The sequence below is a fragment of the Rufibacter radiotolerans genome (assembly GCF_001078055.1).
GTDB lineage: Bacteria > Bacteroidota > Bacteroidia > Cytophagales > Hymenobacteraceae > Nibribacter > Nibribacter radiotolerans.
Window position 1 is genome coordinate 922,077 of sequence record NZ_CP010777.1, and the last position, 14,421, is coordinate 936,497.

The 14,421-nt window shown below is 51.7% G+C and carries 12 protein-coding genes; 5 read left to right on the forward strand and 7 right to left on the reverse strand.

Going from position 1 to position 14,421, the window contains the following annotated elements; translation table 11 throughout:
* Nucleotides 1-21 precede the first annotated feature (21 nt).
* Nucleotides 22-1,029, reverse strand: a complete 1,008-nt coding sequence (locus TH63_RS03965) for a cation diffusion facilitator family transporter (RefSeq protein WP_076606399.1) — start codon at nucleotides 1,027-1,029, stop codon at nucleotides 22-24.
* A gap of 409 nt (nucleotides 1,030-1,438) precedes the next feature.
* Between TH63_RS03965 and TH63_RS03970 the strand changes: the two genes are divergently transcribed.
* On the forward strand, nucleotides 1,439-1,630 hold the full coding sequence (locus tag TH63_RS03970) for a hypothetical protein (RefSeq protein ID WP_048919799.1): 192 nt from the start codon (nucleotides 1,439-1,441) through the stop codon (nucleotides 1,628-1,630).
* 319 nt (nucleotides 1,631-1,949) lie between these two features.
* Here TH63_RS03970 and TH63_RS03975 read toward each other — a convergent pair whose 3' ends face one another.
* Nucleotides 1,950-2,591 (reverse strand): response regulator, encoded by a 642-nt coding sequence (locus TH63_RS03975; RefSeq protein ID WP_048919800.1) that lies wholly within the window; start codon nucleotides 2,589-2,591, stop codon nucleotides 1,950-1,952.
* 271 nt (nucleotides 2,592-2,862) lie between these two features.
* Between TH63_RS03975 and TH63_RS03980 the strand changes: the two genes are divergently transcribed.
* Together TH63_RS03980 and TH63_RS03985 are read left to right on the forward strand one after the other, a co-directional pair.
* A complete protein-coding gene (locus tag TH63_RS03980) occupies nucleotides 2,863-3,207 on the forward strand; it encodes an STAS domain-containing protein (RefSeq protein ID WP_048919801.1) in 345 nt (114 codons plus the stop codon).
* Nucleotides 3,208-3,412: 205 nt separating this feature from the next.
* A complete protein-coding gene (locus TH63_RS03985) occupies nucleotides 3,413-3,754 on the forward strand; it encodes an STAS domain-containing protein (protein WP_076606597.1) in 342 nt (113 codons plus the stop codon).
* A 76-nt stretch (nucleotides 3,755-3,830) separates the two neighbouring features.
* On the opposite strand, the gene TH63_RS03990 is transcribed toward TH63_RS03985, so the two are convergent.
* The 3 genes from TH63_RS03990 to TH63_RS04000 form a co-directional block, all read right to left on the reverse strand.
* Complete coding sequence (locus TH63_RS03990) at nucleotides 3,831-4,073, reverse strand: hypothetical protein (RefSeq protein ID WP_156180360.1); 243 nt, start codon at nucleotides 4,071-4,073, stop codon at nucleotides 3,831-3,833.
* 331 nt (nucleotides 4,074-4,404) lie between these two features.
* On the reverse strand, nucleotides 4,405-7,494 hold the full coding sequence (locus tag TH63_RS03995) for a PAS domain-containing sensor histidine kinase (protein ID WP_048919804.1): 3,090 nt from the start codon (nucleotides 7,492-7,494) through the stop codon (nucleotides 4,405-4,407).
* A 266-nt stretch (nucleotides 7,495-7,760) separates the two neighbouring features.
* Entirely contained in the window at nucleotides 7,761-10,751 is a 2,991-nt protein-coding gene (locus TH63_RS04000; protein WP_082161546.1) for a CheR family methyltransferase, read from the reverse strand.
* A gap of 316 nt (nucleotides 10,752-11,067) precedes the next feature.
* On the opposite strand from TH63_RS04000, the gene TH63_RS04005 reads away from it, so the two are divergent.
* Nucleotides 11,068-12,117, forward strand: a complete 1,050-nt coding sequence (locus tag TH63_RS04005) for a chemotaxis protein CheB (RefSeq protein ID WP_048919805.1) — start codon at nucleotides 11,068-11,070, stop codon at nucleotides 12,115-12,117.
* 254 nt (nucleotides 12,118-12,371) lie between these two features.
* A complete protein-coding gene (locus TH63_RS04010) occupies nucleotides 12,372-12,665 on the forward strand; it encodes a hypothetical protein (RefSeq protein ID WP_197088633.1) in 294 nt (97 codons plus the stop codon).
* A gap of 99 nt (nucleotides 12,666-12,764) precedes the next feature.
* On the opposite strand, the gene TH63_RS04015 is transcribed toward TH63_RS04010, so the two are convergent.
* Together TH63_RS04015 and TH63_RS04020 are read right to left on the reverse strand one after the other, a co-directional pair.
* The gene (locus TH63_RS04015; protein ID WP_048919807.1) at nucleotides 12,765-12,947 is read right to left on the reverse strand and encodes a hypothetical protein; all 183 of its coding nucleotides are present in this window, start codon (nucleotides 12,945-12,947) and stop codon (nucleotides 12,765-12,767) included.
* A 29-nt stretch (nucleotides 12,948-12,976) separates the two neighbouring features.
* Nucleotides 12,977-13,915, reverse strand: a complete 939-nt coding sequence (locus tag TH63_RS04020; protein WP_076606400.1) for an isoaspartyl peptidase/L-asparaginase family protein — start codon at nucleotides 13,913-13,915, stop codon at nucleotides 12,977-12,979.
* Nucleotides 13,916-14,421: the final 506 nt, after the last annotated feature.

Sequence of the window (14,421 nt, forward strand, 5' to 3'; positions counted from 1 at the left end):
AACGGGCCCAAAACGCCTACGTTATTGGACGGGGTGCAGCACGTGCTTCTGGTTTTCAATCACATTGTCTAGGGTCCACTCCACGCGGCCCACAAAGGCGTGCTCCCTAACCTTACAGTCAGATTTGGTGCAGAGACGGCAACTGTCAGGGGGCAGGCAGGGGTCCAGGTGCACGAACAACTCCACTACGTCGCCCATTTCCTGGGTGATGATCTCCTGTAGCAACTCTACTTCCTGGTGTGATTCCTGCAGGTTAAAGTACCAGGGCAGGGTAAGGTGGCAGTCTATGTGCAGCATGCTGCCGTACTTGATCACGCGCATGTTGTGCAGGTCAATCCAGTTCTCGCGGCGGCGCTGGTTAAGCACGGCTATGATGCGGTCCATGAGCTGGTGGTCGGCCTCATCCATTACCCCAGAGATGGAGTTGCGCACAATGCCGTACCCTGTGTACATGATGAAGGAACCAAAGATAATGGCCACCACCGAGTCTAGCCAGACCAGTTGGGTAAAGTAGATGCAGCCCAGGCCTACCACCAGGCCAAGGCTGGAATAGGCGTCTGAGAGCAGGTGCTTGCCATTGGCGATAATGGTGAGCGAATGGTCACGGGTGCCGCGTTTGACCAGGTAGCGGCCTGCCACGTAATTGGCGGCGCCGGCCACCAGGGTAAGCACAATACCCACGTCCATCTTTTGGACCGGTTGCGGGTACAGCAGGTTGTAAATGGATTTGACAAGAATGGCAGCGCCCGCCAGGGTAATGAGCGCCCCTTCCAGACCTGAGGAGATGAATTCTATCTTGCCGTGCCCGTAGGGGTGGTCCAGGTCACGGGGCTTGGCCGCCAGGTACACGCTATACAAGGCCACGCCGCCCGCCACAAAGTTAATGATGGACTCCAGGGCATCGGTTAAGATGGCGTTGGAGTTGGTGATAAAGAAAGCGACGAATTTAATCCCCAACAGCAGCACGGCCATCAGAAGCATGAGGGCCATTACACGAATGGGGGAAACCTTGGAAGGAGGGGTGGGCATAAAAGCGGATTTAAGGCAAGCCTTTTGCCCTCAAACGGAGGGGAGGCAAAAGGGGGTACAAAAGTACAGCCTTTTTTGGTACCGCTACCGCAATTTTTGGAGGTGGCCGTAACGCTGCCTTCGGAACAAAGGATTGGTCCTGGCGCGGCAAGCAAAGAAAAGGTGACTTCTTACCCGAAAAGGGCCGTCAGTAACCAGGTCACAAAGGAGGCCAGAAGGCCCAGGAAGAAAAATAAGAAGCCCAGGATGGTACGCATAGCCTTATGTTAAATCTTAGTAAAGATACTACATTCAGATTAATGCAACAAATCCCTTGATTCTTTCATATAACTACTATTGCAATTGGCTAACAATCCTCTTAGTTTAGCCTTTTCGACAAAACCTAAATTTACGACTTTACCTATTGCATATGAATAGCCCGGTTAACAAGGTTGTAGTGGGAAAACCAATTGAGAAGCTGCTGAAGAACAGCGCATTACTGGCTGTAGATACTTCCTCCGTAAATGATTCCTTAGCCCGCCTGGAGGCACTAAGGCAAACCTATATCCAGTCGCCTACCGCCGGGAGGAATGTCTTTAAGCTTCCTGGCCTGGAGCTGTAGCCTAGCTTTACCGTTATTTCTTTTAGCCAGGTGGCAGAGCCGCCCCATGCCTTGGCGTTGGCGGAACGCTGTTTTTGGCACGTTTGCTGGAAAATAGCCCTAAAACGTCCGGGGGAGTGCAAGCCTGCGCCTGAAGTATGCTCCCCGGCAGGTTTATGTAAAAGTAAAATAGTTTCGAAGCCCTCCTTAAGACCATGGAAACCTCTTAGAAGGCGGGCTTTAGTTAGGTGCTGATCATCAAAAGGGAGCCCCGTGTTTTGGGGGCGTTTTTCGTAAAACGCCCCCAAAACACGGGGCTCCCTTTTATTTTTCTAAAAAACTAGTCTATCAGGCCTTGCTTGATGGCGTACTTGATAAGGGTAGCCGTGTTGCGGGCCTTGGTTTTCTCAATCAGGTGCTGGCGGTGCGACTCAATGGTTCTTTTGCTGGCAAAGATCTTGTCAGCGATCTCAGCGTTGGTATAGCCCTCGGCAATGAGCTTGAGCACCTCCATCTCACGCTTGGAGATCTCCGGCATATTGTTGGCCTTGGCTTCTCCGGCCGGGTTGTTGGCTTTCTGCAGCAGGTTAAGCGCTACTTCTGAGCAGATAAAGGAGTTGTCATTGGCCACGGTTTTAATAGCATGCACCAGCTCGTCACGGCCGGCGGTCTTCAGTACAAAGCCCATGGCGCCGGAGGCCCGTACCTTCTGCACGTAACTCTCCTGGTCCAGCATGGTCAAGACCAGAACCTTGGCTTCAGGGTGCTTTTGCTGTAGCTGTTTCAGGGTCTCAAAGCCATCCATGACCGGCATGTTAAGGTCTAACATGATCACGTCTGGCGTAGTGGTTTCCAGGAGCTTCAGGAGTTGCTCTCCATTTTCTGCCTCCCCAATAATCTGGATAGTGCGCTCTGATTTCAACAGAGATTTTATTCCGTCCCGTATGATGGTGTGATCATCAACCAAAATTACTTTTGTCATGCCAACTGATGTTAGATTGCTTTTATAATAAATATAACAATGGTTAAGTTCAAAACCAAAGGCTAGTGCAATATATGGGTTCTAACGTTTTTCCCTCTCAAGTAACTATCTGCAAAAGGTGATTTCTGACACAAAAACAGAAAATACGTATTAATACCTATTGGCAAAAACTCGTACTTACAACCTTTTATAGGGCGTCTTATTTAGGTATATTTGTTTGGGAGAGAGCCAGTTTTGGCTTTTCTGTTTTACCGGAGGAGGGGGCTACCCAATGAAAATTTCAACAGAGGTTACAAACGCAGGATTCCTGGTTTCTTTAAAGGGGCCCCTGGATGAAGTTTGTGCCAACGTGATCAAAAAGGAGTTGGAAGGGGTGGTGGTGCAAAACAGGAAGTTTGTGATGCTTGACTTTGCCGGCGTTACCAAACTAAGCGCCGTGGGGCTGCGGTATCTTCTGCCCTACGTCCAGCTTATCCACTACCAACAGAAGCAGATCATTCTATTTAACCTGAATGATAGTATCCATGGGTTAATCAAAAACTCTGGGTTCAGTTCACTGGTCATTATTAAAAAGACCCTAGCTGATGCCGTGGCCTACGCCAACGAGAATTCCTAGCGGCCCTAAAAAACACAGTAGTAACTTCCTGGACCACCACTTAGAATAGAAGGCTTGCCGCCTAAAGGCAACTTGCCTTGATAGATAAAGTATTTATAAAATAGCAAATGACCCGCAGGTGAATGGAGGGAGCGACCTTTTAAAGGCCCCGGTTCCATTGCTCTTTACAGGTAATTTCATATATTTAGGTATTAAGATGAAGATCATGAAAATTGCTGTTGAAGAGAACGCTCAGGTGTACCTGATTAAATTGAACGGGGAACTGGACGCTTCTACGTGTCTGGAGGTGGATAAAGCAATTGAGCTGGCTTTAACAGGGCAGTTAGAGCAGCTTTGGATTGACTTCACAGGCTTGACTTATATTTCTTCCGCAGGCTTGGGCGTACTGATTTCGCATTTGGGCACTTTGGAAAGACGGCATATAGGTATGGTGTTGTATGGCATGACCAAACAGGTGCGCAACGTATTTGAACTTTTAGGGCTGCATATGATTATGAACATAGTGCCCACCAAAGAAGACGCTCAACTCCAGTACCAGGAAAGATGACCGGCCAGGAGACACCTTCCTTCCAGGCCTCCGGCAAAGCTGAAAAGCACCTGGCTGGCCTTCGGTGGGAAACGGGCTACGGCTGGATGAGCCTTCTTACCCTGGAAATGCCGGTTTTGGTCAGATAAAGCAGCGGTGGGTCACAGATGGGGCTTATTTTCAGCATCCCCTCCTCAGAAAGGAAACGGAACTGGGGCAGGATATCCTCGCCCTCCAGGTGCAGCGCCCTGCTCACCCGGTCAGAATCTATTGGTGAATCCTCGGGCCGTTCCATAGACTGCACCAACCTATACATCTCCCGCAAAATCAAATCCATCATCTCCATACAACTAGCCTTCTGATAAAGGTTAGAAATCTTACCCCACTTCCTAAAAACAGCAAATCCGTGGTTTTGTTACAAAATTCCTGCGGGAAGGTTTGTGAAGATTCTTCTGCCAAAACCATGCCTGAAATACAGGATAGCGGAAGGGGATAAGGCCTGGAAAAAGCCTGGGACACAGCCACAAGGTGAGGTGGCGGGTTTTCAAGCCATGCCGATTTACCCGGCAGACTGAGCAGGAAATGAAAGAAATTCACCGGCCTTCTGTTTAGGGCCCGTTTTTCTAAAAACGGGCCCTAAACAGAAGGCCGGTGTAAAAACTGCGACTGGGTTAGGGTTTCTGTTTCTTGAGATTAATGGTGACAATGGTGCCTTCCTGCGGGCCAGACTGGATGCTCATAGCGCCGTTCAGTAGTTTCACCCCGTTCTGGATAGAGGTGAGGCCTATTCCCTTTGACTTTATCTTTTCCAGGGGCGGCATGCCCTGGCCGTTGTCTTCCACCCGCACCATGATCTGGTGGCCTTTGTCTACCACCTGCACCAGGGCCTCAGTGGCGTTGGCGTGTTTCATGACATTGTTCAGCAGCTCCTGCACAAACCGGAACAGGTGCGTCTCAATGGAATGGTTGGTGGGTTTGTCAAAACCGGTGATGATGCTCTGCACGGTAAAGGTGGGGGTGGTGAGCTTGCCCTCCAGGTCCTTGATGGCAGCTTTGAGGCCCAGGTCTTCCAGCACCCTTGGTATCAGTTCATGGGCCAGGGTGCGCGTTTCCTTGATAGCCTCTTCCAGAAACCCTGAAATGCGGTTTAATGGTGTCTGGGCCTCGTGGTCAAAAGCGGGGTGCGCCTGCACTTCTTCCAGGTTGAGTTTGGCGGCGTACAGCAGCTGGGCCAGGCTGTTGTGCAGGGCTTCGGCAATGCGCTTGCGCTCGTCATTCTGGGTGGTAAGGATCGCCTCCATCACGGCCTTCTGCTGGTCTAGTTTTACTTGGGTGTCTGTCTGTTGGCGCTGCTCCTGCTCCGTGATGTCATGCACAATGGCCAGAACTCCGCTGATCTCTTTGTCTGGCGTGATAACCGGGGTGAGGGTGATCTCATAAGACCTGTCCGGAGCCAGGTAGGGTAGTTTGAAGATGGTAATCTGCTCGCCCTGGAGAACGGTAGCCAGTTTCTGGATAAGCCTTTTCTGGCTCTTTTGGGGCAGCACAGAGGTCAGTGATTTGCCTAGTACCTCCTGGCGCTCAAGGTGGGTGATCTCTTCCATCTTCTTGTTCCAGGACGTAATGTTCAGGTCCACGTCCAGGGCCACAATGCCATTGATGTGGGTGTCCAGCAGGTTCTGGGAGAATTCCTTTTCCCGGGAGAGCTGGTCCTGGATCTGCTTCTGCTCCGTGATGTCAATGCCGAAGGCAATTCCCAGTTGGCGCTGGGTATCCAGAAACCCGAAGTTCTGGAAGGAGATTTGCCGGCCCTGGTACGGATAGGAAGCGGTAAAGCTTTTCTCCTGCCCATCCAGTACTTCCTGGAAGTTGTCTTGCAGGAAGGGGAACACCTCAAAGAGATTTTTCCCCTGCAGCTCATTGTCATGAATACCAATGCTCTGGAGTCCTTTCCCTTTAATCTCCTGGTAGTTGCCCTGTAGGTCAAGCACGGTCAGTACCATGGGTAGGTTCTGCAGGATCTGGTCCAGTAGCATGGTGCGGTGGCGCGCCTCTTCTTCGGCCTTTTTTTGTTCGGTCACGTCCAGGCAGAAGCCAATCAGCTCACCGGTGGTCATTTCCTGGAAGAAGAAGTTCTGTTTGAAGACCTGGTTGCCGTTCACAATTGCCTCACTGATGAACTGGACTTTTTGCCCCTTTAACGCAGCCTCCAGATGCGTTAAAATATCGGGCTTTATTTCCTGCATGGACTTTCCAACCAACTCATGCTGCTCCAGGCCCAAGGACTGCAGGCCGTTGCCCCTTGATTCTAGAATTTCCATTTGGGGGCTAACGCGCCAGAGGACCACGGGCAGGTTTTTAAGGATGGCCTCAATGGTCTCGTTTTTCTGGTGCAGTTCTCTCTCAGCCTTGAGTTTCTCTGTAACGTCCTGGGCAATGCCCACCAGTTGGGTGGGTACCCCTGAAGCGCCGCGCTTGAACACCGTTTCCCGGAAATGGATATTATGCCAGGTATCATCCTTGGCCCGCACGCGAACATTGTACTCCAGGAAATCACCGTCTTTTGCGTTAGCAAAGCGTTGGGCCCGGTTAAAAACCAGCGGGGCGTCCTCGGGGTGGAAGAGTGTGTTGAGCAGGTCGCGCGGATGGCCCGGAACGTCTGCCTCTCCATACCCCAGAAAGGATAGGAAATTGCGGTTGTTGTAAACGTTTCGGCCTAGTTCCAGGTCCTCTACGTACAGGAAATCAGGCATGGCCTCGGCCATTTTCCTAACCAGCAGTTGGCTTTCTTGCAACTTCTCAATGGCAATGCGCTGCTGGGTGACGTCTTCAAAGGTGAGCACAAACCCATCATCCATCTTCACGGCCACGCAGTTGAGGTAGATCTCGCGGTCCTCTATTTTGTATTGGGCCGAGAACGTGGAGGGGAGACCGCTTTCCACCACGTTCAGAAAAATAGCAAAATGGCCGTCTGCCACCACCCTTGGGAAGGTTTGCACCAAAGGCACCCGGCGTAATTGCTCCTGCGAAAAATTTAAAAAAAGCTCAGCGGTTCTATTGACCAGCAGCCACTCAAAGTCAAGGATCTTGCCTTCATAGTTCCTGACGGCCTTAAACACCTGGATGGCATTAAGGGAGCTGTTGATAATGGCGGAAAGAAGGGATTCCTTGTTGTGCAGGGCCAGGTTGTTTTGGTTCCGCTCGGTCACATCCAGCAAGGCAATCCTGATTTGGTCTGGTTTGTTTTCCTGGCGCAGCAGAATGCCTTCCAGTTGCCCGTACAGGTCATTCCCCTTCTGGGAGATAAGCTTTAATTCTACGGTTTGCGGCCCGTCTGTCTGTAATACCTTCTTAAAAAAGCTGTAGTAGTCATCCAGGCTGTCATTATGCACAAACTGGCTGAACCGCCGGTTCACCACGTAATCATACTCCGTGTTGAGGATGTCTACCCCTTTGGCATTGACCTCTTCCACCAGCCCGTGGGCGTCTAAGGTCACGTACCCGAAGGGGGCATGGAAGTACAGGTCTCTGTATTTGGCCTGGGCCGCCTCCAGTTCCTGCGTGGCCATCTGCAGTTGGTGGTTCTGCATCTCCAGCTCCATCTGGTGGGTCTGCAGTTCCTGGATCAGGTGGCACACCTCCTGTTCGGGCATGTTCCGGGCCTCCTCCTCACTGATGGGGCGCTGCAGCTTTTCTGCTTTCTGCCTTAGCACAGAGAAGTCATGGGCAATGCCAAGCGATAAATTTTTGTCAGTACTCATGGGCCGCAATTAAAAAGTTCAACACCAAAAGGGCGGGGGAGATATGTATAAAAAGCTGATCATGGAGCCTTAGTTCCGTTTCAGGCCTGTTTTAAGGAAAACAGGCCTGAAACGGAAGTTGGCAAAGTGGTGACTTCAACGTTGTAACTTGCCTTACTTATTCCGGGGCCATGCCCGGCACCCATGCTTTCCCATTTTCACCAAAGCCACAATTGGCCTTTCTCTGCCCTCAACAGGACCGCGTCCGGCATCCTCTGGCGGTGCCCTTACCTTTCAAAAACCTCCAGGGCCATCAGAATTTTAAAGGGCTTGTTCTCGGTTTGCTCCACCCGCCGGGTGTTCAGCACCATGCGGCGGTAGCCCAGCACCGGGAATTCATGTTCCAGTACCTCGTTCTTCATTTCTTTTCCTTCCAGCAGCACCTGGTTCATGCGTTCCTTCAGGGCCGGAATATCCCACTGGCCGTTGCCTAAATGGAAGAGCCACTGGCCTTTCAGTTGTTCGGGGATTAGCTGAAACGTTTGCGCAAAGGCATTGCTGGCGCATTCCACGCGCAGCTGGCCGTCTAACACCACCAGCGGCTGCTGGATAATGTCAATGATGTTGGCCGCGTACAGGCTGGTGGCCGCCACGCTGGCCTCCAGGTTCTTGAAAGCGGTGATGTTGGTGAACGTGACTACTGCCCCGTTTATGAAATTGTCTACGGTGCGGTAGGGGAGAATGCGCATGGAGTACCACTGCTGCTCATCTTTGGTTTGCAGGTGCACCTCTTTGGGCCGAAGCTTTTCCATCACTTCTTTCACATCTTCCACAATGGAGGGGTACTTAAGCGAGGAGGCAATGTCTGAAATGGAGCGGCCAACGTCTGCCCGAATCAGGTTGAAGATGTGGGTAGCCTGCGGGGTGAAGTTCTTGATGTTGAGGTTGTTGTCCAGGAAGATAGTGGCTATCTCGGTACTGTCCAACAGGTTCTTCATGTCATTGTTGGAGTTGGTAAGCTCCTCGGTCTTGGTCTGGTACTGGAGGTTGATGGTCATGAGCTCCTCATTGAGCGACTGCATCTCCTCTTTGTTGGTCATAGACTCCTCATTGGTGCTCTGCAGCTCCTCATTAGCCGATTGAAGTTCTTCATTGGTAGACTTCAGTTCCTCCAGGGAGGAGTTCATCTCTTCAATGGTAGACTGCAGGCGCTGCTTGGTAAAAAGCAACTCCTTTTCCAGTTCGGCTACCCTGGAGTCTGGGGGAGAGGCCAAATCCAAGGCTTTATGCTTGCGGTGCCGGAATTTGGGCGTAGGCAAGTCCTCAAACACCACCAGTAAAAAGCCTTTCAATGGCGCGGGCTCCTGCAGAGGCGTCACTGATAGTTTAATGTATTGCTCCCCACTGTCTGTCTGCACCCGCACCTGCTCTACAGAGAACGGCTCCTTAAGCGTATTGGCTTTGTTAATGAGGTTGTTGAGCTCAAACTTGAGGCCTTCACGGGCCATCTCAAACACATTGAGCGTGGCCTGGCCCTGGGCGGGTTCTAGGTAGCGGCCGGTACGGCCCTGTATGTAAAAGATATCCCCTTTGGCGTTGATAATGAGCGAAGGAGGCGCAAACTGCTGGAGCAAGACCCGCTGAATGAGCGGCCCCAGGTTCATATCTTTTTTATCTGGTAATTGATTGGGTTCTGGGAACGGTTTCACAGTTTCAATGGAGGTAAAGGTAAACGGGAAATCCACCATCCGGCTCAGGGGGTAAGACGTTTCATTGCGGCGCGAGATCTTCCATTTGGTATCTATAGGCGTGAATAGGTCTGGGTACCCAGATAGCGTCTCTGAGGACCCCAGAAACAGCAGGCCGTTGGGGTTGAGGGCATAATGGAATACCGGGAACAGCTTTTTCTGCAGGTCTGAGGACAGGTAAATGAGCAGGTTGCGGCAGGTAAGCAGGTCCAGTTTGGTGAAAGGCGCGTCGCGGTTGAGGTTATGCACGGCAAACACGATCATCTCGCGCAGCTCCTTTTTCACACAGTAATGGCCTTCCACCCGGGTAAAATACCGGCTCAGGCGGTCTGGAGAGACGTCTGCGGTAATGTTTTCCTGATAGCAGGCGGCCCGGGCAAAATCTACCGCGGCTTGGTCAATGTCTGAGGCGAATACCTGCACTTTCACTTGCGGCGCGTTCTCCATCTGGGCCAGGCATTCCTGGATGAGGATGGCAATGGAATAGGCCTCCTCGCCGGTAGAGCAGCCCGCCACCCACACGCGCACGGTCTCGCCGTCTTTCTTTTCCTTTAAAAGGGCCGGCAGGTACCTTTCCTTCAGGACCTGGAAAGCCTCAGGGTCGCGGAAGAATTTGGTCACGCCAATGAGCAGCTCCTTGAAGAGCAATTCCACTTCCTGCGGGTTTTTCTCCAGAAAGTTAATGTACTCAGAGAATTTGTGCAGGTGGTGGGTGTTCATGCGCCGCTCAATGCGCCGGTAAATGGTGTTGCGTTTGTAGAGCGAGAAGTCATGGCCGGTCTTGTTGCGGATAAGCGAGAACACCTTCTGCAACATCTGCGAGGACTTGTGTGTATCTACCGCGGTTTTGCCTTTTATGGACGGCAGGTGGGTGTAGGCCATTAGTTTTTCCGCCATTTCCTCCACCGGTACCACATGGTCCACAAACTCCGTCTTAATGGCGTTGCGGGGCATGCTGTCAAAGCGGGCAGTAGTGGGCTCCTGCACCATTACCATCCCAAAGTTCTCCATGATCATTTTCACGCCCAGTGAGCCGTCTGCCCCCATGCCCGAGAAGATAATGCCTATGGCCTGCTCGCGGCGGTTCACGGCCAGGCTCTGGAAGAAGTAGTCTATGGGCATGCGCTGGCCGTTGGGGCGCTCGGGCTCGTGTAGTCTAAAGGTATTGCGCTCTATGGAGGTTTCTTTGTTGGCGGGCACCAGGTACACTTGCTCGGGCTCTACCTGCATGCCGTCTGTGATCTGCACCACGGGCAGCGGGGTGTAGCGCTGGATGATCTCCGTCATCATGCTTTTCTGGCTGGGGTCCAGGTGCGGCACCACCACAAAGGCCATGCCGGTACCTATGGGCAGGTGCTGGAAGAAAGACTCAAAGCCTTCCAGGGCTCCGGCCGAACCGCCCAGCGCCACCACCGGGAAATCATTGGCCGGCTTGGCGGGCATTTCCTGTTTCACCAGATCTGAGGAAGTAGCGGCGATAGTGGTGAGGGCAGCCTGGGGGGAAGAGTGTACTGCTTCTGGTTTTTCCATAACGGAAGGTGGTGCTAATTGGGTGGCCTCTCTCAGGACCGTGAAATTCAAAAACCTTTACGGAGGGGGATAAAGGGTGAGGGTATGTAAAAATAGGCAAATCCAGCGTAAGGCCATAATTTCTGCCTCAAGCCCCATAGAAGTACAAGTTACAGCTATTAAAGAATACCTTAAAAAGTTTCTATTGGTTGCAGGGTTATACCCAATAAATACGGATGATTCACCGAGTTTATTCTGAACCGGCTGCAGAAACGCCTAAAAATCTTACTTCTATGTCTGCGTACACGTAGTACCTCTACATACAATCGCAAATGGCATGAAACTCCCGCACCATGACATAGTTGTAATTGGTACCTCTGCCGGGGGCATGGCCGTGCTGTGCCAGTTGCTGGAACAATTACCCCTGGACCTGCCCGCGTCTATTTTTATAGTACAGCACCTGGCCCGTGACTCCAATGCCCAGATTCTGGTGGACCGCCTGAACCGTACCAGCACCCTTCCTTGCCAGGTGGCCACCCACGAACAGGTTATTGAAACTGGTAAAGTATACTTTGTGCCCCAGGACAACCACCTGCTGCTGCAGAAGGGTAGAATGCTAGTGACCAAAGGCCCACGCGAGAACCTGTTCCGGCCGGCCATTGATCCCTTGTTCCGGTCTGCCGCTGCCGCTTACGGGCCCCGCGTGATTGGCATAGTCTTAACGGGTATGCTGCAGGACGGCACCGTGGGCATGGAGATGATCAAGCGCAGCGGAGGCATTACCATGGTGCAGGCCCCCACAGACGCCGAGTACCCAGACATGCCCCAAAGCGTGTTAAAGGAGATGGAGGTAGATTACGTGGTCTCCATGGCCGAAATGGGCGAAATGCTGCAGGAACTGGTGTTCGTGCCCGCCTCAGCCACTGCTGAGCCCCCGGAGGATATCTTGTATGAAGCCTCCATTGCTGAACGCCTCATGCTTAATACTGGCGAAGGTGCCGTGGAAGATACCGAGATTCTGGGCCCCCGGTCGCCGTTTTCCTGCCCCAGCTGCGGTGGCGCCCTCTGGGAGGTTAGTCACGGGCACGTAAAACACTACCGCTGCCACTCAGGCCATGCCTATACGGCTGAGTCTTTCCTCAACGCCAACGTGGAGTCCATTGAGGAAACCCTGTGGATAGCCATGCGCATGCTGGAGGAGCGCCGCACCATGCTCAACGCCATGGCCGAGCAGGACAAAAAGAAAGGCCACAACCATTGGGCAGAAGTACAACAGGAGCGCGCCGATGAGCTCAAGATCCACATCTCGCGCATCAGGCAGCTACTGCTTTCAAACGCCAATGCCAGAGCCGCCAATGACCCGGAAGACGCAAAAGAGGCCGGCTGATTTTGGCCTGATTTTTGGAAAACGAGCTTAAAACGCCATTCCTGATTCTTGCTCCTGAAAGCAGAACCAAATGGTAAATAACAAAGACCCGTCTTTTAGGGGAATGGGGTAAATATAGGGTAGAACGTTGGTAAAGTGGTAGTTGCCTTTTGAATGTTATCACAAAAATTGTATAAATACAGATAAAAATACCGTACTTATACAACTTATAGAAAAGATAATGCGTTGAATGTGAAGCTAGAAGGAGACAAGGTATGACAGAAGAAGAAAAAGTATTACACGAAATATATAGATTAGTAAAGGGCGATAAATCAATGATGCACTTACCGGTTTCGCCGGTGACGGTGAGCCAGGGAACAGGCCTTACGGTAGAACAGGTGCTGGCCTGCTGCAAGACGCTGGTGAACCACGGCTACCTCACGGGTACCGGAAGCACTTCTTTCCCCCCTTATTTTTACATCACCAAACTAGGCATTTCGGCGGCCCAGAGCCCCAAACCCGCGCTTTATATCTACACCGCGCCGGTGAATGCCAGAAAGAGAGCATAAGCGCCGTAACGGGCCAAAGGCAAAGGGCGGTTCTGTTTTGGGCCTGGTTTCTTAAAACCAGGCCCAAAACAGAACCGCCCTTTTATATCTCTAGAAAAATTACCGCCGTGGGTGTTCTTTCCGCCAGCCTACCACCAGCAAGATGATCCAGACCGGGAAGAAGGGGGTGACCATACCCAGAAAATACGGGTCTGCCACCATCGGTAACACAAACAGCAGGAGCAGGTTCAGACCAAGCCCTATGAGCCCCACCCGGTAATAATTATTCCATTTTTTGATCATCTTTTGCTTTGGTGGCCAGGCTAAAGGGGTTAGGCTTCATTCTCCCAGGCCACTTCCTCATCTTTCCAGACGGCCACGTAAGACGGCTCATCGCCTTTCTTGCAGGCCCTGAACATGAGATTGGTCTCAAAGCTGAACTCAATGTTGCCGTCTTTGTCCATGGCCACAAAGTTGCGGTCTCCTTCAATGCGGTCTTTGTAGAGGGTCATGGCTGCCTGGCTGGCTTCTTTCAAGGACAAGCCTTTGTATTTCATGTGCGCGTAAACCTCATGGGCCGTGTTGGCCCGCATAATACCTTCGCCGTCACCGGTGCAGGACACGGCGCATACTTCGTTGTTGGCATAAGTACCAGACCCAATAATGGGAGAATCGCCCACCCGGCCCGGCAATTGGTTGACCAGACCGCCCGTAGAAGTGGCCGCCGCCAGGTTGCCGTTTCGGTCAAGGGCCACGGCCCCCACAGTATCATGTCCTCCGGCAACGTCTTTTTCTTTTTTGGCTTCTTCCAGTTCCTTCTCTTTTTCTTCGGTCCAGAAGTACTGGTCAGATTTCATTTCCAGTTCGTATTCCCGGGCAAAGTCTTCGGCCCCGGTGGCGCAGAGCATCACATGTTTAGATTTCTGCATAATGGTTTTAGCCAGGGTAATGGGGTTTTTAATATGCTTTACCCCGCCAATGGCACCTGCCTTCATGGTTTTGCCGTCCATAATGGCAGCATCAAATTCTATGCTTTGATCAGTAGCCAGACTAGCTCCTTTCCCTGCGTTGAAAAGCCGGTTATTTTCCATACTTCGCACGGCGGCTTCCACAGCGTCTACGGCGCTGCCGCCGTCGTTTAAAACGCGCCAGCCGGCAATAAGGGCATTCTCCAACCCCTGCTCATAGGCGGCCTGCTGGGCCTCACTTATTTCTTTCTTGGTCTTGTTTTCTGCACCGCCATGTATGGCAATGCCCCAGTTGTTATTCATGGCTATCTAGTTAAAATCCTGTTTCTTTTGATATAGAATGTCCTGTAGGAGCGGTTAATGTACGCACCCGTACTCCCACCGTTGGCAAAATAAATACGGTATTCTTTGTGTCTTTTACGGTGTGCGCATAGAAGAGGCTACTGCGGCCATGCCACCAACCTCTGTTTTCGCTTTTGTAGGGAATTGCTATTGTTAAAAAAAACGTTAAGAAATGACTTCCAATGATTTACGTGTTTACGCATTGCATTTACCGTATTTTTTCCGGCACTTTTCATAGGAGCAAAAGCGTATGTAGTTAAACCGGCAAAGGACTTCAGCTATCTTTTTAAGATGCGTTTCTGGCCAACTCCCCTGACCCGCTAAACCCATTTTGCCACTTTTAAAAAATACGCTGATGATAAAGCACCCTAAACTCTTGAAAACCTGGCTGAAGCACCCTGCCACCAGAAAGGCATGGACCGGGAGAGTGAACGGATCCATGGAGCACATAAGCTACTCTCAGGCTA

Coding starts and splice junctions, on each gene's coding strand:
- TH63_RS03965 (WP_076606399.1), bottom strand. CDS start 1,029: ATGCCCACCCCTCCTTCCAAGGTTTCCCCCATTCGTGTAATGGCCCTC.
- TH63_RS03970 (WP_048919799.1), top strand. CDS start 1,439: ATGAATAGCCCGGTTAACAAGGTTGTAGTGGGAAAACCAATTGAGAAG.
- TH63_RS03975 (WP_048919800.1), bottom strand. CDS start 2,591: ATGACAAAAGTAATTTTGGTTGATGATCACACCATCATACGGGACGGA.
- TH63_RS03980 (WP_048919801.1), top strand. CDS start 2,863: ATGAAAATTTCAACAGAGGTTACAAACGCAGGATTCCTGGTTTCTTTA.
- TH63_RS03985 (WP_076606597.1), top strand. CDS start 3,413: ATGAAAATTGCTGTTGAAGAGAACGCTCAGGTGTACCTGATTAAATTG.
- TH63_RS03990 (WP_156180360.1), bottom strand. CDS start 4,073: ATGATGGATTTGATTTTGCGGGAGATGTATAGGTTGGTGCAGTCTATG.
- TH63_RS03995 (WP_048919804.1), bottom strand. CDS start 7,494: ATGAGTACTGACAAAAATTTATCGCTTGGCATTGCCCATGACTTCTCT.
- TH63_RS04000 (WP_082161546.1), bottom strand. CDS start 10,751: ATGGAAAAACCAGAAGCAGTACACTCTTCCCCCCAGGCTGCCCTCACC.
- TH63_RS04005 (WP_048919805.1), top strand. CDS start 11,068: ATGAAACTCCCGCACCATGACATAGTTGTAATTGGTACCTCTGCCGGG.
- TH63_RS04010 (WP_197088633.1), top strand. CDS start 12,372: ATGACAGAAGAAGAAAAAGTATTACACGAAATATATAGATTAGTAAAG.
- TH63_RS04015 (WP_048919807.1), bottom strand. CDS start 12,947: ATGATCAAAAAATGGAATAATTATTACCGGGTGGGGCTCATAGGGCTT.
- TH63_RS04020 (WP_076606400.1), bottom strand. CDS start 13,915: ATGAATAACAACTGGGGCATTGCCATACATGGCGGTGCAGAAAACAAG.